At 49.5% G+C, this 22,546-nt stretch carries 15 protein-coding genes and 1 pseudogene; 10 read left to right on the top strand and 6 right to left on the bottom strand.

Annotated elements, in window-relative coordinates; all coding sequences use genetic code 11:
• Positions 1-31 precede the first annotated feature (31 nt).
• Genes H8S65_RS13055 through H8S65_RS13045 form a run of 3 tightly spaced genes read right to left on the bottom strand, consistent with a single transcriptional unit; the run spans position 32 to position 5,526 of the window.
• Complete coding sequence (locus H8S65_RS13055; RefSeq protein ID WP_186930392.1) at positions 32-712, bottom strand: ABC transporter ATP-binding protein; 681 nt, start codon at positions 710-712, stop codon at positions 32-34.
• A gap of 53 nt (positions 713-765) precedes the next feature.
• A complete protein-coding gene (locus tag H8S65_RS13050; RefSeq protein ID WP_186930391.1) occupies positions 766-3,141 on the bottom strand; it encodes an ABC transporter permease in 2,376 nt (791 codons plus the stop codon).
• Between the two features lie 15 nt (positions 3,142-3,156).
• On the bottom strand, positions 3,157-5,526 hold the full coding sequence (locus H8S65_RS13045) for an ABC transporter permease (RefSeq protein WP_186930390.1): 2,370 nt from the start codon (positions 5,524-5,526) through the stop codon (positions 3,157-3,159).
• A gap of 538 nt (positions 5,527-6,064) precedes the next feature.
• On the opposite strand from H8S65_RS13045, the gene pbpC reads away from it, so the two are divergent.
• From pbpC to H8S65_RS13005, 8 genes and pseudogenes are all read left to right on the top strand, one after another.
• Positions 6,065-8,404, top strand: a complete 2,340-nt coding sequence (pbpC, locus tag H8S65_RS13040) for a penicillin-binding protein 1C (RefSeq protein WP_186930389.1) — start codon at positions 6,065-6,067, stop codon at positions 8,402-8,404.
• 126 nt (positions 8,405-8,530) lie between these two features.
• Complete coding sequence (locus H8S65_RS13035) at positions 8,531-9,412, top strand: DUF3078 domain-containing protein (protein ID WP_186930388.1); 882 nt, start codon at positions 8,531-8,533, stop codon at positions 9,410-9,412.
• Positions 9,413-9,519: 107 nt separating this feature from the next.
• Complete coding sequence (gene pheS, locus H8S65_RS13030) at positions 9,520-10,539, top strand: phenylalanine--tRNA ligase subunit alpha (RefSeq protein WP_008155519.1); 1,020 nt, start codon at positions 9,520-9,522, stop codon at positions 10,537-10,539.
• A 79-nt stretch (positions 10,540-10,618) separates the two neighbouring features.
• Entirely contained in the window at positions 10,619-11,005 is a 387-nt protein-coding gene (gene crcB / locus H8S65_RS13025) for a fluoride efflux transporter CrcB (protein WP_186930387.1), read from the top strand.
• A 3-nt stretch (positions 11,006-11,008) separates the two neighbouring features.
• The gene (gene nth / locus H8S65_RS13020; RefSeq protein ID WP_186930386.1) at positions 11,009-11,653 is read left to right on the top strand and encodes an endonuclease III; all 645 of its coding nucleotides are present in this window, start codon (positions 11,009-11,011) and stop codon (positions 11,651-11,653) included.
• Between the two features lie 6 nt (positions 11,654-11,659).
• Positions 11,660-12,553: a hypothetical protein gene (locus H8S65_RS13015; protein ID WP_186930385.1), complete on the top strand. Its 894-nt coding sequence runs from the start codon at positions 11,660-11,662 to the stop codon at positions 12,551-12,553.
• 70 nt (positions 12,554-12,623) lie between these two features.
• A pseudogene (locus H8S65_RS13010) lies at positions 12,624-12,881 on the top strand (BRO-N domain-containing protein); the annotation flags it as partial.
• Positions 12,882-13,192: 311 nt separating this feature from the next.
• The gene (locus tag H8S65_RS13005) at positions 13,193-13,483 is read left to right on the top strand and encodes a hypothetical protein (RefSeq protein ID WP_303140711.1); all 291 of its coding nucleotides are present in this window, start codon (positions 13,193-13,195) and stop codon (positions 13,481-13,483) included.
• Position 13,484: 1 nt separating this feature from the next.
• Here H8S65_RS13005 and H8S65_RS13000 read toward each other — a convergent pair whose 3' ends face one another.
• Together H8S65_RS13000 and tsaD are read right to left on the bottom strand one after the other, a co-directional pair.
• Complete coding sequence (locus H8S65_RS13000) at positions 13,485-13,955, bottom strand: CinA family protein (RefSeq protein ID WP_186930383.1); 471 nt, start codon at positions 13,953-13,955, stop codon at positions 13,485-13,487.
• Positions 13,955-14,983, bottom strand: a complete 1,029-nt coding sequence (tsaD, locus tag H8S65_RS12995; RefSeq protein ID WP_186930382.1) for a tRNA (adenosine(37)-N6)-threonylcarbamoyltransferase complex transferase subunit TsaD — start codon at positions 14,981-14,983, stop codon at positions 13,955-13,957. The genes H8S65_RS13000 and tsaD overlap by 1 nt, the downstream gene beginning before the upstream one ends.
• 110 nt (positions 14,984-15,093) lie before the next feature.
• Here tsaD and H8S65_RS12990 point away from each other — a divergent pair, with 110 nt between their 5' ends.
• Positions 15,094-19,575 (top strand): translocation/assembly module TamB domain-containing protein, encoded by a 4,482-nt coding sequence (locus tag H8S65_RS12990; protein WP_222616288.1) that lies wholly within the window; start codon positions 15,094-15,096, stop codon positions 19,573-19,575.
• An 874-nt stretch (positions 19,576-20,449) separates the two neighbouring features.
• Positions 20,450-20,602 carry a hypothetical protein gene (locus tag H8S65_RS12985; protein ID WP_186930380.1) on the top strand — a complete coding sequence of 51 codons (153 nt, stop codon included), beginning with the start codon at positions 20,450-20,452 and terminating at the stop codon, positions 20,600-20,602.
• Between the two features lie 209 nt (positions 20,603-20,811).
• Here the strand turns inward: H8S65_RS12985 and H8S65_RS12980 are convergent, their stop codons facing one another.
• On the bottom strand, positions 20,812-22,488 hold the full coding sequence (locus tag H8S65_RS12980; RefSeq protein ID WP_186930379.1) for a putative transporter: 1,677 nt from the start codon (positions 22,486-22,488) through the stop codon (positions 20,812-20,814).
• Between the last annotated feature and the right edge of the window lie 58 nt (positions 22,489-22,546).

The following is a 22,546-nucleotide window of genomic DNA, read 5'->3' as shown; positions in this document are numbered from 1 at the left end:
AATGGCAACCCTATTTTACAGGAACCGCTATTCAGATAAACTCGTTCACCGACGAGACGATGCTACCATCGAACAGGTTGATGATCCGGTGGGCAAAACTGGCATCGTGCTTGGAGTGGGTCACCATGACGATTGTCGTCCCCTCACGGTTCAACTCGGTCAGGAGTTGCATCACTTCCGCACCGTTCTTGGAGTCCAGGTTACCGGTCGGCTCATCGGCGAGGATGATCTTGGGGTTGGAGACCACGGCACGGGCGATGGCTACACGTTGCTGCTGACCTCCGGAGAGTTGCTGCGGGAAGTGGCCCGCGCGATGGCTGATGTTCATGCGTTTCAGGATATCGTTCACCATCTGCTTACGCTCGGCGGCTTTCACCTTCAGGTAGGTAAGCGGGAGTTCCACGTTCTCGAACACGTTCAGTTCGTCGATCAGGTTGAAACTCTGGAACACGAAACCGATGTTGCCTTTGCGGACCTGTGTACGTTCCTTCTCCTTGAGATGCCCGACTTCCTTGTCTGCCAAGTAATAATCGCCCGATGTCGGATTGTCCAGCAGCCCTAATATATTCAGCAATGTAGACTTGCCACAGCCGGAAGGCCCCATGATAGCGACAAACTCGCCATCTTTCACTTCCAGGGAAACATTATTCAATGCAATCGTCTCCACCTCTTCCGTGCGGAAAAACTTACTTAAACCTTCGATTTTTATCATGACTTTTTTGATTTATGATTTTATGTTTTAATTCTTGCCTCTTAATTCTTTAATTACTCTGATTTTATGTTTTTTACCGGATTCTCGTTAGCGACATGCCAGTTCTGGTATGTCACCGTTATAGCCGTGATCACACCTACGATGAGGAAAGCCAGCGGCAACACCCACCAATGCATCGGCGTACGGTAAGCGAAGTTCTCCAACCAACGATGGACGCCGTACCAGGCGACCGGAGCGCCGAGAACAAAGCATATCAGCAAAATCCAGAAATAGCTCACGTTGAACATATACAAGATCTCTCCCGTCGTCGATCCCAACACCTTGCGCACGGCGATCTCCTTCCGCTTGTATTCGCTCTCGAACACGACAAGGCCGAACACGCCCACAATCGAGATGAAGATAGCGACAAGACTGAACAAAGTGATCAAAGAACCGATCTTCAATTCCTTTTCGTAGGTATGCTGCAAAACTTCATCATAAAAGCGGACCACGAAAGGATACTCCGAATCGAACTTCTCAAGCGACTCGCGCACATGTTCCATCCCGGCGCGGAGATCGCTTCCGGTCTTAAACTTCACATAGGCGGCATTATAATAGTGGTCTTCCTGCCCCCACTGGTATTTGCCCCATAGATAGAACGCCATCGGAGTAACCTCCTGGCGGAAAGAGGCGAACTTGATATCCGGGATAAAACCGATGATCTCGGAACCGTTGATATTGTCATTCAACTTCAAGTCGTACTGAGCCTTCGCCTTTTCGTTGAATATATAGCAGCCTGTCTCCTTCTGATCGTCTTCCGGACGGAAATCGCGGCCTTCTTTGACCTCTATGCCCATCACCTTCAGGAAAGAAGAAGAAACAGGAAGACACTGGAAGTTTATTTTATTTCCATTATAGTCACGCCCCCATCCCATATACTGGTCCTGACTTGAAAGCAGAAACTGGGAGTAAGTCACGTCCTCCACACCAGAGAACGATTTCAACTGATTCGTGAAAGCATCCCGGTTCTTATTGATATTACCATTCAGGTGCACGATGATCATCTCCTCCTTGTCGTAGCCCAACGGCGCATTTTGCATATAATAATTTTGCAGATACATAAACAAAGAACCGATAATCAGGATGAAAGAAGCCACAAACTGAATACCGACCAGCAAACTCCTCATCCGGCGTCCGGCAAGCGAGAGGCCGAAACTTCCTTTCAACACCAATGCCGGCGGGAAAGAGGTGACATAATAGGAAGGATAAAGACCGGCCAATACGCCCACGATCGCCGCGATCACCGCCGTACCGGCTATGATCATCGGCTGTGCCCCGAACGACATATCGGCATCCACCAGCGAGGCCACCGGAGTTTTCGGTACTATGTATAAGAAAAGAAGAGAAAGCAGATAAGCAAACATACTGACGCAAATCGCCTCTGCCAACAAGCTCCCACGCAACATGCGGTCGGAACTGCCCAATACCTTCTGCGTATTGATACTCTTAATACGCATAGGGGTCAACGCCGTGCTGAAATTGGTAAAATTGATACCGGCGATAATAATGATAACAAAAGCGATGGAGAAAAGCACAAGCAACGTCTGGCGGCTCGCTTTCGGCATCGAATCGAAATCCACGTTATTCAGGAAATGGACATCCGGCAAAGAGGTCAGACGAAGATCAAAGCTATTCTCTTCTCCCCATTCGAACTCATTGCCAAAGACTTCTTTCGCATTAAAATTATTCCTGAAATTATCCAGGACATTCTCCTTATTGACCGGATCGTCGAGACGGACAAAGAAAAAATAATTCCAGTTCCCCCAGTTATCATAGTTTTCCTTCGGATTCATAGCCGCGTACATCACGTTTTGTAAAACCGAATTACGTGGAAAATCCTTATATACACCTTTTACGATTTGTGCATTCATCTCAGTGTCGGGAACAATAAGTTGTTTGCCGACAGCCGATTCATTCCCGAAAATCTTCTTCGCCATACTTTCCGGAAGAATCACGCTACCCGGTTCATCCAAAGCCTGGGCGGTTCCTTCAAGCATATCGAAATGGATTACGTCCAAAAGTCCGGGAGTCACCTCCCAGGCATTTTCCCGATACCCCGTCCGCTGCCCGTTTTGCTCGACATAGAAGAAAGGGCTACCCACCCAGGCGCTCAAAAGACATCCGCCTTTTATATGGGGAGACGATTCGGTAAACGCCCGTGCAAACGGACGGCAGATAATAGCTTGTGATCCCTTACTTCCATGCACGATATCCACCCGGAAGATAGCATCTGCATTCCGATGGCTGCAATCGAACGTATAATCATAATTCACCTGCATCATAATGAGCATAAAAGCCACAAAAGCAATGCTCAACCCCAACACATTCAAAACAGAAGCCGTCTTAAACCGACGGAGCACACTAATGAAATTTCGTAAAATCGTTTTCATACCTACTTATTTATTTTATTCACTTTTAAGACTGTCGACCGGATTCGCATTCGCTACACGCCAGCTCTGAACCGAAACAGTCAACAGCGTTATGGCCGTTACCGACACAAACGCCAGCAAAAAAATCCACCACGAAAGATTCACCTTATATATAAAACTTTCCTGCCAACGGATTATTGTATAATAAGCGACCGGAACAGCCACAACGAAACAAGCCGTCGTGATTTGCAAATACGCCTTATTAAAAAGACGCAACAATTCGCCGACCGTTGCACCGAAAACCTTCCGGACACCTACTTCTTTCCGTCTATATTCGCTTTCGAGCATCACGACTCCGAACACGCCGATCAGGGAGATCAAAACCGTCACCAGGCTGAAAAAGGTGATCTGCCGGCCGGCACGGAGTTCCTTTTCGTAGAGATAGTCTTGCATCTCGTCGAAAAGGCTTAGGCTTGGCAGGTAATCGGGGTCTATCTCGCGGAGGGATGCGGCAAGTGCTGTTTTCAGGTTCGCGTAGTCGGCGCCGGCACGGGTACGAACCATCAATTGAGAAAGTGAACCGACTATTTGATTCTTGCCGACATAGAAGGCAAACGGCTCCGTGATGCTTTTGAAAGAGTTGTACTTCAAGTCCGGCATAAAGCCGGCTATCTTCTCGCGTATGTGGGTTTCACCCCAGTCGTAAGTCTTATCCAAGGAGAGAAGGTCGCCCGGCTCGAAGCCATATTCCTTACGTGCCATCTCGTTGAAGATATAGACACCGTCACCGAGGTCGTCTTCCGGCTGGAAGTTGCGTCCGGCAGTCGGTTTGACGCCCAGCACCTCCAAGATCGAAGGATCGGCTTGAATCGTCAGATAGTTAATCATTTCGCCTTTATGGGAACGCCCCATACGGGTATAATTATCTGTCGCCCCGATCAGATGCGAAACCATAGAGACAGACTCGATATCCGGTATTCCTCCCAATTTTTGCCGGATCAGTTCCGGTTGCCCCTTCAATTTGTTTGTCAGGTTATCGGCCACGACCACCTGCTCCTTATCAAATCCGAGCGGCATACGAAGCATTTGCCTGTTTTGCAGGTTTACAAACAAAGCCCCGATGATCAGGATAAAGGAAACAATAAATTGCAAACACACCAGACAATTACGCAGCATTTTCCCTTTCGGGGACAAACCGTAATTGCCTTTCAGCACCAAGGCCGGCGGAAACGAAGTGATATATCGTGCAGGCCAGTAACTCGCCCCCACCCCGATCAGGATGACAAACACCCCTGCCCCGATGACCAACGGAAGCCTGCCTTCCAAGGATAGCCCGCCGACCACAATATCTGCAAACGAAGTCAGAGAAAGATTATACACATAAAACAAAGCCAACAGATAAGCCAACAGGCAAATCCCGACAGCCTCCAAAACCAACGAGAAGCGGATCGTCCCGACAGAGCCGCCCAAAACCTTCTGCGTGTTGATGCTCCTAACCCGCATCGGAACCTGCGCATTGCTGAAGTTGGCAAAATTGATAGCGGCGATCACGACGATCAACAAGGCTATGCCCGACAACAAACGCATCAACGCATAGCTACCTTTCTGTTTCTGGGTGTCGAAGCTGCAATCCGTCTCGAAATAGACATCGGGAAGGGCGGTCAACCGCAAGTCCATCGTCTCCCAAGTCAACTGCTCATGGTGGAAGTTTCGCTTGAAGTTGTCGATCAATCCATTGCTGGAAGCCGGATTATCAAGGCGGATATAGCATTCGAAATTATTCTGTGTCCAGCCGCCTTTGCCGTAACTGTCCGGGATTTTCCGGTAGATGGCATTCCTGACGATCGAATTATCAGGAAAATCCTTATAGACGCCACCGACGGTGGCGGTCCAGCCCTCGCCGATGATCTCCTTGCCCGATACGGACGATGTGCCGAAGAATTTCCGGGCCATGCTTTGCGGGATCAATACCTGGCCCGCGATGTCCAAGGCACGGCGTTCGCCTTCTATCATGGTAAACTCGAATACGTCTGCGTAATCGGCGGAAACGGGGTATAGGATTTCCAAGAAGGGCCTACGCTCACCGTTATGCTCGACCGTCACATTCTCTTTATCGACAAACCCGTTCAGGAACGCTCCTTTCTCTATATGCGGCGACGAAGCGGTGAACGCCTCGATCAGCGGACGGCTCAGACAGGCTTGCGCCCCATACTCCCCATGTGTGATCTCAAGCCGGTACAAGCGATCGGCATGCTTATGGAAACGGTCGAATCCCCATTCATACGTCACCTGCATCATCAAAATCAGGAATACGGCAAAAGCAACAGACATCCCTATCAGATTTAAGGCTGTCGGTAACCTGAACCGCCGCAACGCACCGGAAAAGTTGTGTAACAAAGTCTTCATAATACTACAGTTTTATTTTTCACCTTCAAAAATACAAAAAACGTGCCATTCTAATTAAACGCCAATAAATCAACAATATAAAAACAGATCAAACCGGCAATAGTGTCAAAAAATTAGACACCGCTGTCCATTTATTGGACACTTTATCCGACTGCTATGCCCTCAGTCAGGAGGTATCAAAAAGCAGCGTTGAAATTATTAAAATAGACAATAAGTCCCCGAAAAACGCCATTAGCATCTAACCAACTATGTAGCAATTATTTGCACGAAAAGCCTGTTTCTTAAAAAATATTACCATTGCAAGAAATTCGAATTATATGGGGTAGAAAATCAAAATAGACGGTATAGTAGTTTCGATTTGGACTAATGTATATTTTTCAATCAATACAATAAGGTCCCTAAAGGCAAAAAGTTCCGATGAAAAGAATTCGTTTCAGACACCGATTTCGATTTTTACCTAAAAGAACAACCCGATTCTACCGGAATCCACTATCTTCGTACATTAAATTCATTTTTCAACAAAATCGAGGAAAAGGCAATGTTTCTTCTATTTTTCATAAAGCTGCTGACAGGAATAATCCTGTATCTTACCGGCCCCCGGACACTCTTTCCGGAGGCCTGTTCCACCCTGCTCTATTCTTCCGACGGCCAGTTGTTAGGAGCAAGGATCGCACCGGACGGGCAATGGCGTTTTCCTCCGGCGGACACCCTTCCCGGCAAATTCGTGAATTGTCTGCTGACATACGAGGACAAACGTTTCTACCGGCATCCCGGAGTAGACCCGGTAGCCGTAGTCCGGGCCATGCGGACCAACCTGCGCCGGGGCAAAATCGTGAGCGGAGGAAGCACGATCACCATGCAATTGGCGCGCATCGCACGGGGCAATCGCGACCGCACCCTGTATGAAAAAATAGTCGAGACAGGTTGGGCGTTCCTGTTGGAAACGGCCTATAGCAAGAATGAAATCCTGAACCTCTATGCCTCGCACGCGCCGTTCGGCGGAAATGTCGTAGGCATCGAAACGGCTGCCTGGCGCTATTTCGGACGGAGCGCCGCCGAACTGTCGTGGGCCGAAAGCGCAACGCTTGCCGTGCTGCCCAACTCCCCCGCCCTGATTCATCCCGGACGCAACCGGAAACGACTGAAAGCTAAACGCGACAAACTCCTGACCGCTTTAAAGGAAAACGGATTGCTGGATGAAACGACCTGCGACCTGGCGCTGATGGAGCCGCTCCCCGAAGCGCCGGTTCCACTCCCCGACGACGCGCCTCACCTGCTCGAACGGCTGGCCGCCGGTAAGCCGGGAACACGGATCACGACTTCCGTCAGCCGGATGCTGCAACGGCAGACACAGGAGATTGTCAACCGGTATGCCCGCGACTACAGTTCCAACCATATCCACAACCTGGCCGCCATCATCAGCGACACGGAAACCGGAGAGGTGCTTGCCTACGCCGGGAACGTCACCTTCCGGGCGGATGCCCGCCGGGGAAACCAAGTCGACATCATCACCTCACCCCGCAGCACAGGCAGCATCCTGAAACCGTTCCTGTATGCGGCGATGCTGCACGAGGGACAATTGCTGCCGGGTACGCTCGTCTCCGATGTCCCTCTTAACATAAACGGATTCTCACCACAAAACTACAACAAGACTTTCTACGGAGCAGTCCCGGCACACCGGGCGATCGAACGTTCGCTCAACGTCCCGCTGGTACGGATGCTTTCGGCCTACAACACGGGACGGTTCATGTCGCTGCTGAAAAAGTCAGGGATGACCACGCTCCGCTTTTCCGAAGAGCATTACGGGGCTTCGCTGATCTTAGGAGGAGCCGAAGGGACGTTATGGGACCTCACCGGCATGTACGCTTCCCTGGCGCGTACGCTCGCACATTACCGGCCTTACAACGGGCGGTATAATCCGGCGGATATTCATCCACTCACCCCTTTCCCGGCTCCCCCGGCCGATCCGGTCCGCTCTGTCGCAGACAAAAGGCTAACGGACAAGCCGCTCCTCTCCGCCGCCGCCATCTGGTTCACCTTCGAAGCGATGTCGGCCCTGAACCGCCCCGAAGAGGAAGCGGACTGGCAACAGTTCGGCTCCATGAAGCAGGTCGCATGGAAAACGGGAACGAGCTATGGCGGACGGGATGCCTGGGCGATCGGGACGACTCCGCGCTATACGGTGGGCGTATGGGTGGGGAACGCTTCGGGAGAAGGCCGGCCGGGACTGACTGGCGTGGGCAATGCCGCTCCCGTCCTATTCGACCTGTTCTCGCTTCTTCCGGGAAGCGGTTGGTTCGACATGCCTTACGACGAACTCGAACCGATGGCGGTCTGCCGTCTGAGCGGACACAAGGCTTCTGCGATCTGCGACCGGGTGGACACGCTCTATATGCCTCGTTCTGCCGACAATACGGAGGTTTGCCCCTACCACCGGCTTGTCCATCTTTCTGCGGACAGCCGTTTCCGGGTGAACAGCTCATGCGAGTCGGTCGAACGGATGATCACCCGTCCGTGGTTCGTACTGCCTCCTTCCGAAGAATATTATTACCGGAACTATCATATCGACTATGCGCCTCTGCCCCCTGTGAAACCAGGATGCGGCGAAGACCTGGGCCGCCAGATCGAACTGATCTATCCGGAACATAACGCCATCCTATATCTTCCGAAAGGCTTCTCCGGCAAACGGGAGAAATTCGTGTTCAAAGCCGCCCACGCCCGTCCGGATGCCATCCTCTACTGGCATCTCGACGACACTTATATCGGTGAAACGACGGACCACCACCAGATCAGCTGCTCCGCTTCCCCCGGCAAACACCGCCTGGCATTAATCGACAACCAGGGTAATCGAAAGACTATATCGTTCGAAATAAAATAAACCATCATTTGCCAAACCAGCCGTAACTTTGATTCTGTGAGTTCCGGGTAAACAAATGCGGGCGCTACCTGTTTTTATAAAAAACGTCTTTAATTAATTACAACTTTAAAAAAACACAGAATTGATATGAAACGTATATTTTTAACAGTAGCGCTCGCAATGGGAAGCATTGCCGGCTATAGCCAGACAGATGATAAAGGTTATGAAGATGGAAAATGGGTGCTGAAAGGTATCACAGGTATAAATATGTCACAAACAGCCGTCAGCAATTGGTCCGCCGGTGGCGAAAACTCCTTTGCCGGGAATGCCTATCTGAATGGTTCGCTTACGCATAAAAGCGGGAACTGGCTATGGATCAGCAATCTCGGACTGGACTACGGATTGACGAAAACCAAATCACAGGGCGTACAAAAAACATCCGACAAGATCGCCTTCTCCACCCAGTTAGGCTACCAGGCAAGCGAAAAATGGTATTACACGGCGATGGCCGACCTCAACACCCAGTTCTATAAAGGTTATAATTATCCGGACAAATCGCATTATATCTCCAAATTCTTCGCCCCCGCTTATTCCAATATTTCTTTAGGTATGGATTTCCGTCCGAAAAGCAATTATTCCCTCTACCTCTCCCCGATTGCAGGAAAACTGACATTTGTGGAAGACGACTATCTGTCTAATGAAGGTGCGTTCGGCGTCGATCCCGGTGACCGTTTCAGGGCGGAGATCGGAGCTTATATCAAGGCAAAAGCAGAACAAAAAATCATGGAAAACGTGAATCTGATCACAAGCGTGGACTTTTTCACTCCCTACGACAAGCAGTTCGGCAATGTGGACGTGAACTGGGATGTCCTGATCAACATGAAGATTAACAAATACCTCAGTGCCACGCTCAACACCACGCTCAAATACGACAACGACGTGAAAACCTTTAATGATGAAGGCGAAAAACACGGCGCCAAAGTTCAGTTCAAAGAGGTTTTAGGCATCGGCGTAGCTTACAATTTCTGATAAAAAGCGGGCAGTTGCCTCTCTTTTTTCAAAAAAACCCGCCGTAATCGGTTGCAGTATTCAAAGAAAGGAGTAAATTTGCACGTTGAAAATAAAAATGATTAGAAATGATCAATAAGATTAACGCTCTGCTTAAGGAAGTGGAGAACCTGAAAGCGGCAAACGCTGAAGAACTGGAAGCATTACGCATTAAATACCTCAGCAAAAAAGGTGAAATATCTTTGCTGATGAACGATTTCCGCAACGTGGCGGCAGATCAGAAGCGTGAAGTCGGCCAGCACCTCAACAAACTGAAAGAGGCAACCCAAAATAGAATAAACGAGCTGAAAGCCAGCTTTGAGAATGTACAGACAACGAACGATGACATCGATCTCACCCGTACAGCCTATCCTATCGAATTAGGAACCCGCCATCCGCTTTCACTCGTAAAGAAAGAAATCTGCGACATTTTCGGACGCTTAGGATTCAGCATTGCTGAAGGGCCGGAAATCGAAGACGACTGGCATGTGTTCTCTTCTCTGAACTTTGCAGAAGACCACCCTGCCCGCGACATGCAAGATACGTTCTTTATCCAACATAATCCGGACGTATTGCTTCGTACACATACTTCTTCCGTACAGACACGTGTCATGGAGAACCAAGAGCCTCCTATCCGTATCATCTGCCCGGGACGTGTATATCGTAACGAAGCGATCTCCTATCGCGCACACTGTTTCTTCCATCAGGTAGAAGCCTTGTATGTGGACAAAAACGTTTCTTTCGCCGACCTGAAACAGGCTTTACTGTTCTTCGCCAAAGAAATGTTCAGCGCAGATACGAAAATCCGCTTGCGCCCATCTTATTTCCCGTTCACCGAACCTTCTGCCGAAATGGATATTTCTTGTAATATCTGCGGAGGAAAAGGCTGCCCGTTCTGTAAAGGAACCGGCTGGGTAGAAATCCTCGGTTGCGGCATGGTAGATCCGAATGTACTTGAAAACTGTGGTATCGACAGCAAAGTATATTCCGGCTATGCATTAGGAATGGGTATCGAGCGTATAACAAACCTGAAATACCAAGTAAAAGACTTACGCATGTTCTCTGAAAACGACGTTCGTTTCCTGAGACAGTTTGAGTCAGCCAATTAAGTTGAGAACCTAAATCATTTACCATCTCCCCGGGTCCTTAACCAGCCCGGGGAAAAACACACTAAAAATGTAAATGGTTATGATAAAGGTTTTACTGCTTATAACAGGAGGGGCAATCGGCACTCTGTTCCGCTTCGGAGTTTCCACGTGGGTACAGCGTTCGATGCTACACTCCTTCCCTTTCGGGATACTTTCGGTCAATGTGATCGGTTCTTTTCTGATCGGCTTCTGTTGGAGCATAGCCGAATACTGTAATATCTCTGCCAACGCAAGAGTTTTCCTCTTCACCGGACTGTTCGGCGGATTCACCACATTCTCTTCGTTTGCATTAGATACAATGTCGCTGATGAAAACCGGCGAGTACAGACTGGCATTCCTGAATATCCTGGCCAGTAACCTGTTAGGACTGTTAGCCGTATTCTTAGGATTGCTTCTTGGTAAAAATGCAATGACACTCATTAAATAAGATATGCGTAAAGAAGAACGATATAAAGGGGTTTTAAACTGGTTCAACGAAAACGTACCGGTTGCCGAAACGGAACTGCATTACGACAATCCGTATCAACTGCTTATTGCCGTGATCCTGTCCGCCCAATGCACGGACAAGCGTGTGAATATGATCACTCCCGCCCTCTTCCGGGATTTTCCCACCCCCGAAGTCATGGCCGCTTCCACCCCTGAAGTGATCTTCGAATATATCCGGAGCGTCTCTTATCCCAACAATAAATCGAAACATTTGGTCGGCATGGCGAAGATGCTGATGTCCGATTTCGACGGCGTGGTTCCGTCAGAGATCGACCAACTGCAAAAGCTGCCCGGCGTAGGGCGCAAGACGGCAAACGTCATTGCTTCGGTCGTTTACAACAAACCGGCGATGGCGGTCGACACGCACGTATTCCGCGTCGCCAACCGCATCGGGTTGACAAACAACAGCAAGACTCCGCTGGAAACAGAAAAAGAACTGGTAAAAAACATCCCGGAAGAACAAATCCCGATCGCCCACCACTGGCTGATCCTGCACGGACGTTACACCTGCATCGCCCGCAAGCCTAAATGTGAAGAGTGCGGCCTTAAACCCTGGTGCAAATATTTCCTGAACCCCAAGAAAACATAACGCATTATGAAAGCTGACAAGCGGGAAATAGTGACATTCGTTATAGCTGCTCTCGCTACACTGGTGGCAGTCTGGTTCTTTTTGGGCAAAATGCAAAAAGAGAAAAAGGCTGTGCGGACTGATTTATATATGCTGGTCGCTCCGGAATCGGATGCCGTGCTACGCGTAAACCGGCCTTCCGCCTTTGCCAAATACATTTTATCCCGCGAGCGTGAACATGCAGCTTTCGCCTCCAAAATTCCGGAGATCTACCTTTCCGTTATCCGGAACAATCCGGATCTTCCTCCGATGCTTTTCTCCTTCCATCCGCAGGGTGTCGTATTGTATATGCAGGCAGACGGGCAAACGATCGGACGGATCGAAAAGAACACGTTGCAAAAGGCTTTCGGCGCATTTGCTCCACAAAAGCAGGTTAAAGAAGACATTACTTTCACCTATTATCCGGAGGCAGGCAACCACTTCTTCGGTTATTACCGATATCAGGGAATCTGGGTTGCCAGCTACAGTAAAAAGCTATTGGAAGAAGTCGCCCGGATACAGCGGAACAGACAAAACTACCTGCTCCCCGACCAGGATCGCCTGCGCAAAACATTCGACCCGAACGCTCCGCTGAACCTGATGATACAGGCAGACAGCCTCAACCTCTACGTCGCCCTGCCCGATTCCGGCGAATGGCGCATCCGCAACTGCTGGCTGGGCGCCGACCTGTTCAGTAACGAAAACCACCTCTGCTACTTCGGCAGCCTCCCTCATAATGCAACTGCCGACAGTTTATATGCCCCGCTGGGAGACACGCTGGCAAAGCGGATGGAACAGGCATTTCCGCAATTCAGCGTCACTAATCAAACGAACCAGGAGAATGGCCGGGTCTTTTACACCGGGTGTTTCAATCCCGAATGAAAAACAGGCACATCAGTCTATTTACAATAAAATGATTACCTTTGTTTCCAAACCTTTTAAAACTACAGACATGACACAACAAAATGCAATCAAAATCTTTGAAGAAAGAAAAGTGCGTACCGTATGGGACAGTGATAATCCACGCCGCTATTGGAGCGACCTGAAACGGAAGTTATCAAAGGGGGGAAGCCAGTTGTACGCTGAAATCTTACAACTGAAAATGCTTTCCTCCGATGGCAAATACTATAAAACCGACGTTGCCACCACCGAACAACTATTCCGCCTGATCCAATCCATCCCATCCCCCAAAGCCGAACCTGCTTCGCTACTCCGTTCCCTTCGTTCGCTGTCGCGTCTGAAACTCGCTTCGCTCAAACAGCAGACGCTCCGGGCGCTCACTGCGGTCTCTGCGCTTAACGCTCACCAGCTTAGGCCGGAAATAGAGCCTGACGGCTCTTTGGGGATGGCCGATACCGCCTGCTTCTTTGAGATTGCGCATCAAGTGAAGCAAGCCTCGTGCCGCAGCCTCTCTTTTGCCGTCTGCTTCAGCAGACGGAAGGTGATTGTTCCGGCTTTGCCGGTTCCGCTGTGGATTTTAACCCCTTTAAATACAATAGATAAAAGGGACTGAAGTCCACAGTGGAAGAGGCTTTGCCTCTAAATCTTTTAAACCGTCTGCTGAAGCAGACGGCAAAAGAGAGACGGAAATCTTTAACAGTTAGGGACATATTAACAGAAGTTGATAACATGGATTTATTAGACAAACTCCAAAAGGCCTACTCTAAGCTTAAAAAAGAAATAGCCAAAGAAGAGACGATCAATAAAGAAGAAATCCTAACAGGGATCGATGCCGGATTGAAAGAAATGCTCAAACGAAAAAGAGGCGGACGTAAGGCTAAATCATTAGGAGAATTGATTGATGAATTATAGATCATCCCTGTAGCAATTTCTTCAACATCTCCAACGCCGTCCCCGCCGCCAGGCGGATATTCTCTTCCCGTTCCGTTCCGAAATGATGGCATTCGGATACGACCTTTTCTTTGAGGGCGGCGGCGATCCAGACCGTTCCAACCGGTTTTTCGGGAGTCCCGCCACCGGGGCCGGCAATGCCGGAAGTGGCAACCGCACAATCGCAACCCAACGTATGGATAGCGCCCAACGCCATCTGCTCCACCACCGGGCGGCTGACCGCCCCATACCGGGCCAGGCTCTCTGCCGAAACACCTAACACATGATGTTTTACTTCATTGCTGTAGGATACGACACCCCCGCTAAAATATTCGGAACTACCTGCCACACGTGTAATCAGATGGGCGATATATCCGCCCGTGCAGCTTTCAGCCGTTCCCATCAGCAGGTGGCGGGAACGGAGCATTTCTCCTATTTCATTCTCGATATTCATCACCCCAACTTATTAAGCACCCGGGAGAACGGTACGGCATCCATCGGGCAGAACTGCTTATCCAAATACTTATAATATCCGGTAATGGCCACCATCGCCGCATTGTCTGTCGTGAAAGAGAACTTCGGGATATGCACCTTCCAGCCGAAACGCTTCGCATGGTCGAGGAAAGCATCCCGAAGGCCGGAATTAGCCGATACGCCACCGGCAACGGCCACCTCCTTAATGTTCAGATCTTTCGCCGCCCGGCGCAATTTGTTCATCAGGATGTCGATAACGGTTGCCTGCAAGGACGCACAAAGATCCTGCTTGTTCTTTTCGATGAAATCAGGGTCCTCCTGCAACTGATCGCGCAGGGTATAAAGGAAAGAGGTTTTCAATCCGCTGAAACTATAGTCGTAACCGGGGATATGCGGCTTGCTGAATGTAAAAGCCTTCGGATTCCCTTCGTTGGCAAGGCGGTTCACGACAGGACCGCCGGGATAACCCAAGCCCATCACCTTCGCGCATTTGTCGAACGCTTCACCGGCGGCGTCGTCGATCGTCTGCCCGATCACTTCCATATCGTTGTAAGCATTCACCTTGATGATCTGCGAGTTTCCACCCGAAACCAAGAGGCAAAGGAACGGGAACGAAGGGGCATGATCGTCTTCCGGCGTCTCCTTGATAAAATGAGCCAGCACGTGCGCCTGCAAGTGGTTGATCTCGATCATCGGGATATTAAGCGATGCGGATAAGCCTTTGGCAAAGGAAGTTCCGACCAGCAACGACCCCATCAAGCCCGGTCCCCGGGTGAAAGCAACGGCACTTAGTTCGGATTTATCGATACCGGCACGCTTGATCGCTTCAGCAACCACCGGGATAATGTTCTGTTGATGTGCGCGGGAAGCCAGTTCGGGAACAACACCGCCATAGGCTTCGTGAACAGCCTGACTGGCAATTACATTCGACAGCATCACGCCGTCGCGTATTACAGAGGAGGAAGTATCATCGCACGATGATTCGATTCCTAATATTGTCACACTCATATCTTCGTTTCAATTTTTGTGCAAATTAACGAAATCTATCGGGATATTGTTGTAGTTTTGTGCTTAAATATAGTAAAGATATCAAAGGACTTAAATACATAATCATCACCCTGCTCACCCTGTTCTGGATATTCTACGCGACTCCAGCCATCTTGTTGCGCATTCCTTATGTGCAGCAAAAAGTGGCAAATGCGGCAACGACAGAATTATCCAACCGTTTAGGTGTGCCCGTACGGATCGGGAATGTAGACATCGAGTGGTTCAACCGCCTGGTGTTGGAAAACCTGTATCTCGAAGATGAGAGCGGAGCCGTGCTGTTCGATGCCAACCATGTGTCGGCAGGTTTCGAAATCCTGCCTTTGCTGAACGGCAGGATCGTGTTCTCGACAGTCCGCCTGTTCGGTTTCTCCGTCAGCCTGAGCAAAGAAACGCCGGCGGACAAGCTGAACCTGCAATTCGTCATCGACGCTTTCGCCAGCAAAGACACGGTGAAAAAGCAATCCAATATCGACCTGCGCTTCAACTCGATCCTGATACGCCGCGGCAACTTCCGTTACGATGTGAAGAATGCAGCCGCCACTCCCGGAAAGTTCAATGCCAAACATATCGACATCCGGAACATAAGTGCCAAGATCTCGATGAAGGCATTCAACAAGGACAGCCTCAATGCCAACATCAAGAAGATGAGTTTCGACGAGGCTTCGGGCTTTTCGCTGAACAAACTGTCGCTCAACATCGTAGCCAACAAGGACAGCGCGATCATTAACAACTTTGAAATCAAGCTGCCTGAAACGAACCTTAAAATAGACCGCGCCCATATCCATACCCGTGAAGCAGTTAGTGCGTCCGATTTGCTGGATCATTCGCCCGTCGAACTGAATATCGCACCTTCGCAAATTTGCCTGAAAGACCTCTCCGCCTTCGTCCCGGCATTCCGCAATTTCTCGGAGACCATCGAACTTTCGGCCGAGGCATCGGGCTACATAAACAATATCGACCTGAAACGGCTGACACTGAAATACAGCGACAAGATGCTTTTCATCGGCAAGATGGAGATGAAAGGGATCACGCACCCGGAAGACGCCTATATCTTCGGACAGGTCAACAAGATGTATATCACGACCGAAGGGGTTTCAGGCCTGGCTAACAACTTCAACGATCGTCCGGTCAAACTGCCGGATGCGATCGTCAAATTAGGTACGATCAACTTTACCGGCGAGATCTCCGGTTTCTTCGACAACCTGGTCGCTTTCGGCAAGTTCTCGTCGGCGATCGGTTCCGTCCAGACCGACCTGATATTCGGGAACGACAAGGAGAAGAACATCGCCGCCTACCTGAAGGGCCACCTCTCCACCTCCACCCTGCACCTGAACGAGCTTTTTCCAGACGGTAACCCGTATGGGACAGCCAAGTTAGACCTTACGCTGGACACGCACCGTCCTGCCAACGGGTCGTTTTCGGGTAATATCAAGGCAAATATAGACGAGTTAGAATACAAGGGCTACAAATACGAGAACATACTCCTCTCAGGCAACTTCAAGAAAAACGGGTTCAACGGTGTGCTGGACATCGACGATCCGAACGGCAAACTGTATGCCGAAGGGTTGTTCCTGCACGAGGGCAAGAATTCCATGTTCAACTTCACCTCGCGTCTGGAACATTTCCGGCCGGACAGCCTTCATCTGACAAATAAATACGAGGCTCCGGACATCTCCTGCTCGCTGAATGCCGACTTCACGGGAAACAATATCGACAACCTGGAAGGGAGCATTACGCTCGACAGCCTCTCCTTCAAGACCAAGCAGGACAGCTTTTTCCTGAAAAAATTCAAGGTGGAGGCTACAGGCCATTCACTGGACCGCCATCTGACCATTACCTCCGACGTCCTGAACGGCGAGGTGACGGGTGCTTACTCCTTTACGACGATCGTCCCCAGCCTTATGCAAACGCTAAAAGGATATGTCCCGGCTCTGATCAACGTCACGCAAAAGAAACAGAAGGTGATGGAAAACAACTTCTCTCTCTTGCTGACTATCGAAAATACGGAAGCCATATCCAACACCTTGAAACTGCCTTTTACGATGCTGAACCAGGGACGTATCACGGGGCATTACAACAACCAGTACAACCGCTTCCGCTTCGAGACCTACCTGCCTAAATTCAACATCGGCAAGTCTATGTTCGAATCCGGTTACCTGACATGCGACAATCCCGAAGACAGGGTAAACCTGAAACTCAAAGTAACCAACTACAATGCCAAAGGGTTGCGCAACTACATGGACCTGAAAGTAGATGCAAAAGACAACCTGATAAAGACGCAGATCGGTTGGGCGAACAACAAAGAACGCCTGTTTAAAGCAGATCTCTCCGCCTCTACCCTCTTCATCGAGGAAGAACAGGAAAAAGGGCCGGCCAAACTGCGTACGGAAATCTCGCTGAACGAGAGCCCGCTGATCCTGAACGATTCCACCTGGCACATCGCCCCGTCTACCATCAGCATTGCAGACGGCAAGATCGGGATACAAGACTTTTCCGTCTCCAACGGAACCGAATATCTCCACATGGAAGGGACGGTTTCGAAAGATCCGGCCGATACGCTGTTGCTGGACCTGAAACAGGTCGAGCTGAGTTACATCTTCGACATCCTGAATATCCCGGTGCTCCAATTTGCCGGAAAAGCTACCGGAACCTTCAACATCACCGACCTGTACGGCAGCCGGATGCTGAACACCGACCTCGAAGTACAAAACTTCTCGTTCAACCAGGTACAATTAGGGCGCCTCAACCTTTTCAGCGAATGGGACGACCAGCAAAAAGGCATTCTGATGTTAGGCAGTATCTACAAGAACGATACGACTTGGACGGATGTCAGCGGCTACATATATCCCGTCGGCAAAAACGCCGGGCTGTCGCTCTTCTTCGGAGCCAACGATCTGGACGTCGCCTTCCTCCGGCCTTTCGTCGAAAACATAGCGAAGAACATGCAAGGGCGCGGTTTTGGCAACGTCCATCTGCACGGGCCGTTCAAAGCGTTGAATGTAGAGGGAGACGCTTACGTGCTCGATGGCGGGCTGGGTATCGAATATCTGAACACCTACTATACTTTTTCCGACTCCATCCACCTAACTCCGGGAGCGATCATCGGGCGTAACGTAACGGTGCATGACAAGTTCGGCAACTCGGCAAAGGTAAACCTGACCGTCAATCACAAGCATTTCAAGGATGTCAGTTTCGACGTAGGAGTCCAGACAAACAATATGCTGGTATTCGACGCGCCCCAGAAACAGAACCCGCTGATATTCGGAACCGTCTTCGGGACCGGGACAGCCTCCATAAAAGGGAACGGGCAATTGATCAACTTCGACATCAATATGCGAAGCGATCCCAAGACATCCGTCAAACTCGACTTCATGAACAATTCTTCGGCGGCAGAATACGACTTTATTACTTTCGTCGACAAAAAGGAACTGCGCGAACTGGCACTTACCCAGCCTGCCGACTCCATTAAACCTCTTATCTTCAAAAACGAAGACGACGGGGCGGAACTCCGTATGAATTTCCTACTCGATGTCACCCCTGATGCCGATATCGAACTGATCATGGACCCGATCGCAGGCGACAAAATAACAGGAAACTGCAACGGAAGCCTCCAGATACAGTACGGGACGAAAACCGACTTGCGCATGTATGGAAACATCGGGATCGTACAAGGGAACTATAATTTCAGCCTGCAACAACTCATCCATAAAAACTTTAAGATACGGGATGGCAGCATTATCAACTTCCGGGGAGATCCCTTCGAGGCAACGATGAATGTAAATGCCATCTATAACGTGACAGCCAACATACAGGACCTGGACCCCAGCCTGACATACGAAAGTTCCCGACGCAATACGCCGGTCAATTGTGTATTGAAATTAGACGGTGTGCTGCGGAATCCGACTATCTCGTTCGATCTTGAATTGCCGAGTTCCAACGAAGAGCTCCAACGGCAGGTCAAAAGTTTGGTCGATACAGAAGACATGATGACCCGGCAAATCATTTATCTGTTGGTTTTGAACAAATTCTATACGCCGGAATACAATGCACAATATAAATCGAACGATTTCAGCGCAGTGGCCTCATCCGCTCTTTCCTCACAGATATCCAGTATCATGAACAGCTTCACCGACAAAGTGCAACTCGGTACAAATATCCGGACCAGCCAGGACGGCATCGAAGATACGGAAGTAGAAATGCTGCTGTCCAGCCAATTGCTGAACAACCGCCTTATCTTCAACGGAAACTTCGGATATAAGAACAGTACGATAAACAACCAGAAAAATGCCTTCATCGGCGAGTTCGACCTCGAATATCTGTTGACGCCAAGCGGCGATATCCGCTTGAAGGCCTACAACCATGCCAACGATATGTATATGATTCTAAAGCAAGCCCTGACGACACAAGGAGTCGGCATCATGTACAAAAAAGACTTTACCCGCTTCTCCGACATCTTCCGCCGCCGGAAGAAATATCCTTTGATCCCCCTGCGCCCGGCCTTACCGGACAGCACACAAACAAAACAGGAAAAAACGACAATAACCCCAGATTGACTCATATTCTATTTCGAGTCAAACCCCGGATCGTTTTGATTTGACTTTTTGCCGGCTTTTTACTGGAATTGGTAACGATTGAAGAAACGGCGTAGGCAGAAAATGAAAAAACGATGCCTCTTTGTAATCGGGGCAGGAGAAAAACCGGATATTGTGGAAAACCTGAACTCACGGAGAATCGCCTGTAATAAAAAAGTTGAGACCATCTTCCGGATATCTTAAATCCATTCCGGGGCTTTCCCGCCATGACGACCGTCCTCGTTTCCTTTACGACCGTCTTCGTCGCCATGAACACGGTCGTCATGCTATATACACTGCGCACCTCAGGGCAATTACGACCGTCTTCATGGCAAAAAATTGCGCACCTCAGGATGAGAGAGTCTTTTTTACCCTCAAAAAGCCGGATTTCAGGCCAATTATTAAAGATTGTATTTTGTTGTCAAAGAACCGGTATTACACAATAAGCCTCCTGCTCTGCCACAAATAAAAAGTACGAATATGAGAATATTTGAACCGTTAAATACCGATTTATCTGTTACTTTTGGCTTGATCCAAAAGTAACCAAAAGATCAAGGCTTAACCGTCCAGGCTACTCCGGGTAAAGGCTACGCTGTCGCCTGCGAAACTCGCTTCGCTCAAACAGCGCAGGCTCCTGCCGCTCCGCCTTCACCCTCCGCTTTACGCCTGTCCGCTTAGGCCTTTCTTAGAAAGCTCCGCTTTCTCTTGGGATTGCCGATACCGCCTTTTATATAGGTATCGGCAATCCCCGAAGCCCATCAGCCTATCTTTTGCCGTCTGCTTCAGCAGACGGTTTAAAAGGATTTAGAGGCAAAGCCTCTTCCTCTGTGGGTTTTAACCCCTTTTAATGCAATCAATGAAAGGGGTTAAAATCCACAGAGGAACCGGCAAAGCCGGAACAATCATCTATCCGTCTGCTGAAGCAGACGGCAAAAGAGAGCCTGCGGCACGAGGCTTGCCTCACTTGATGCGGGATCGCAAAAGAGCAGGCGGTATCGGCAATCCTTAAAGAGCCGTCAGGCTCTAACTACGGCCTAAGCTGGTGAGCGTTAAGCGCAGAGACCGTAGTGAGCGAACGGAGCGTCTGCTGTCCCAAGCGAAGCGAGTTTCAGACGCGACAGCGAACGGAGGGAACGGAGTAGCGAAGCAGGTTCGGCCTTGAACTTTTGGTTACTTTTCTTTCAAGAGAAAAGTAACAGAAAGATCATTGAAATATTGTTATGCAAAGAACAGAATCAACAACTGCGCCGTTAATACCCGGAGAAACATTGTCAACGGATAGACCGTTGCATACCCTACCGACGGAGCATCGTTTCCGGCTGTTGCATTCGAATAAGCCAATGCAGGCGGGTCGGTCGTACTGCCGGCAATAAGCCCCATCAACGTAAAGTAGTTGACCTTGCAGAAATAACGGCCGATACAGCCGATGATCATCAACGGCACAAACGTAATGATGAAACCGTAGCCGATCCAGGCAAAACCACCATTATTCACGATCGTATCGACAAAACCGTCACCGGCACTGATACCCACGCAAGCAAGGAAAAGCGTAATACCGATCTCTCGCAACATCAAATTGGCACTCTGTGTCGTATAAGTAATCAATTTATAATGATAGCCGAAGCGGCTGATCAGAATCGCCACAACCAACGGACCACCCGCCAGGCCTAACTTGACAGGCTGCGGAATACCAGGGAATGTAATAGGAATGCTCCCTAACACGATACCCAATGCAATACCGACGAAGATCGTGATCAGGTTCGGTTCGTTCAGGCGTTTCATAGAGTTGCCCAAAACCTTTTCCACATTGGAAACCGCTGTTTCGGTACCGACCACATTCACACGGTCGCCCACCTGCAAAGTCAGCCCCGGTTTGGCGACCAGATCGACACCGGCACGGTTGATACGGGTGATGTTGATACCATATAATTTACGCAGCTTCAACTGTCCCAGACGCTTACCGTTCAGTTCCGGCTTCGTGATCAGGATACGGCGGTTGACAAACTGGCTCTCCATACGGATCCACTGCTTACGCTCCATATCGATCTCGATACCGATAAACGTCTTGATTGTCTCGGCATCCGTCTCGGTCGTGATAACAAAAACTTTATCGTTTTCCTGAAGGACCGTATTGGCGGAAGCGATCTCGATCTGCTTGTTGCTGTCACGCCAGACGCGGGAGATAACGAAGTCACGATGTTCCAGCAGGTTCGACAATTCGGCAACCGTCTTGTTAAAGATAGCCGGATTCTTCACAACCAGCGATACAGGTTTAGCCTCATTGGTATGCGAAGAATCTTCGCTGTTCAACTGTTCGTTCTCCTTATCGAAACTCACACGGAAAATATACTTAATCAGGATAATGGACAGGATAATACCGATCACACCCAGCGGATAAGCAACAGCATATCCCAAAGCAATCGTATTGTCAGACACTCCGTGCATATCGGAAAACGCCTGCTGGGCAGCACCCAATCCCGGTGTATTCGTGACTGCACCCGACAAAATACCGACCATCGTAGGCATCGGAATACCGGTCACATAATGCAGAATGACAGCCGTCACGACTCCTAAGAACACAATTCCGCACGCCAGCATATTCAACGTTATCCCCCCCTGTTTGAAAGAAGAGAAGAAACCCGGTCCGACCTGCATACCCACGGAATAGACAAAAAGTATCAATCCGAACTCTTTAAAAAAGTGAATCACGTTGTGGTTGATCGTAAAACCGAAATGCCCTAAAATGATCCCCACAAACAACACAAGAGTGATCCCCAAAGAAACGCCGAAGACCTTGATCTTTCCTAATTGTATGCCCGCAGCGATCACAAAGGAAAGCAGAAGTATGGAGTGGCCGATGCCTTCGCCCCATAACAAATCATTAATCCAATTCATAATAACATGTGTAGTTTATAATCTTAAATTTGCCTTAAAGTCTGCAAAGGTAGCCATT

It is taken from the genome of Parabacteroides hominis, assembly GCF_014287585.1.
GTDB lineage: Bacteria > Bacteroidota > Bacteroidia > Bacteroidales > Tannerellaceae > Parabacteroides > Parabacteroides hominis.
Note: the sequence above shows the minus strand (reverse complement) of the source record. Positions and strands in the feature narration are given on the sequence as shown.

Bases quoted from the DNA above. Each gene is read 5' to 3' on its own strand.
- H8S65_RS13000 (WP_186930383.1), bottom strand. From the start codon at position 13,955: ATGAATATCGAGAATGAAATAGGAGAAATGCTCCGTTCCCGCCACCTG.
- H8S65_RS13045 (WP_186930390.1), bottom strand. From the start codon at position 5,526: ATGAAGACTTTGTTACACAACTTTTCCGGTGCGTTGCGGCGGTTCAGG.
- pheS (WP_008155519.1), top strand. From the start codon at position 9,520: ATGATCAATAAGATTAACGCTCTGCTTAAGGAAGTGGAGAACCTGAAA.
- H8S65_RS13035 (WP_186930388.1), top strand. From the start codon at position 8,531: ATGAAACGTATATTTTTAACAGTAGCGCTCGCAATGGGAAGCATTGCC.
- H8S65_RS13055 (WP_186930392.1), bottom strand. From the start codon at position 712: ATGATAAAAATCGAAGGTTTAAGTAAGTTTTTCCGCACGGAAGAGGTG.
- H8S65_RS12980 (WP_186930379.1), bottom strand. From the start codon at position 22,488: ATGAATTGGATTAATGATTTGTTATGGGGCGAAGGCATCGGCCACTCC.
- pbpC (WP_186930389.1), top strand. From the start codon at position 6,065: ATGTTTCTTCTATTTTTCATAAAGCTGCTGACAGGAATAATCCTGTAT.
- nth (WP_186930386.1), top strand. From the start codon at position 11,009: ATGCGTAAAGAAGAACGATATAAAGGGGTTTTAAACTGGTTCAACGAA.
- H8S65_RS13015 (WP_186930385.1), top strand. From the start codon at position 11,660: ATGAAAGCTGACAAGCGGGAAATAGTGACATTCGTTATAGCTGCTCTC.
- crcB (WP_186930387.1), top strand. From the start codon at position 10,619: ATGATAAAGGTTTTACTGCTTATAACAGGAGGGGCAATCGGCACTCTG.
- H8S65_RS13050 (WP_186930391.1), bottom strand. From the start codon at position 3,141: ATGAAAACGATTTTACGAAATTTCATTAGTGTGCTCCGTCGGTTTAAG.
- H8S65_RS12985 (WP_186930380.1), top strand. From the start codon at position 20,450: ATGAAAGGGGTTAAAATCCACAGAGGAACCGGCAAAGCCGGAACAATC.
- tsaD (WP_186930382.1), bottom strand. From the start codon at position 14,983: ATGAGTGTGACAATATTAGGAATCGAATCATCGTGCGATGATACTTCC.